This is a genomic window from Prevotella sp. P5-50 (assembly GCF_002251295.1).
GTDB lineage: Bacteria > Bacteroidota > Bacteroidia > Bacteroidales > Bacteroidaceae > Prevotella.
Genome location: NZ_NPJA01000020.1, coordinates 1 through 1,204 on the forward strand (window position 1 = coordinate 1; position 1,204 = coordinate 1,204).

Annotated in this window: 1 protein-coding gene; it reads right to left on the reverse strand. The window is 36.4% G+C overall.

The genetic code is table 11. The features are described from left to right. On the reverse strand, nt 1–1,068 hold a 1,068-nt coding region (locus tag CIK88_RS05385), incomplete at its 3' end, for an IS4 family transposase (RefSeq protein WP_094435064.1). Between the last annotated feature and the right edge of the window lie 136 nt (nt 1,069–1,204).

Consider the following 1,204-nt stretch of genomic DNA (forward strand, 5'->3'; position numbering starts at 1 on the left):
TAAAATTCTTAACAAATCATACATTTCCATATTCAATTTCATTTTTCGTTCAACAATCGCAACCAAGCAATATGCAATGATTGCACTATACAATTGTATCTTTACAGCATTTTCGGTTGTGCCATAGAATTCCTTGACATGAAGATGTTGCTTCATCCATTTGAAGAACAACTCTACCCTCCAACGATATTTGTAAGCCAATGCAATATCCTCTGCAGAGAGGATGGAGTTATTGGTATAAAACACAAAGGTTCTGTTTCCCTCCTTATCATAAAAGGTGATTCTTCTCATTGGGGAAGAGTATTGCTTTCGTGTTTTATATCCACTAAACTGTATCGTTTGATCAGCCATCACTCCCGTTATAGGGTTGTTATATTGTTTGTCTTCAATCACTGTATATGACATACGACGTTTCTCACGAACAACAAAGAACGCCTTTATCGTATTGATGATGGTGAGTTGCTCCGTGTCCATATATGCTCTATCAAATATGTATAAAGCATCAGGCTCATAAGGTATCTCGTTCATTACCTTGGAATCATGTAAATCCGCATTGGTTATAAGAAAGAATGATGGTATGTCTGTCTTTACATCATATAAGGTATGCATCTTTACACCACCTTTGTCATGATGAAGTTTACTCCACCAAAACACATTTAGGCAAAGTGAGATGGTTGTTGAGTCAAAAGCATAGACATTACCTTCATAGAAGAAGTCTTTGTCAACTAATCCTATGCGTAAGTCTCTTGCGGTCTTGACCATATGATACGCCATGTCTTCAAATATTTTAGCCTCTCTTTGCTCATTAGCTTTGGAAAGATTACTTCTGGTAACAGATGTGCCAAATCCAAGCCTGTTGAACTTAGTCTTATGCGCATTGAGCGTAGCTATCAAGTCTCGAAGACTCTCTCGATGGGTCAACTGAGCGAATATCATCACTAGCAAATGATTCCAACAAGTGAACTTCTTAACATATTTGTTTCCTTGATATTTTTTTACGAACCAATCGAACTGGTTTTTGGGAAGGAAATCACATATTTGACTGAATATATACTTACCTTGATTCATGAGTCTAAACTAACTTACAGATTGTAATTTTCTGCAAAGATAGTCATTTCTAACCCATAGAGTCATTTTTTGCTCGTATTTTGTCGCATATCAACCACTTACAACGATTGTTAATCGTTTTTAGTGGACACTAGTG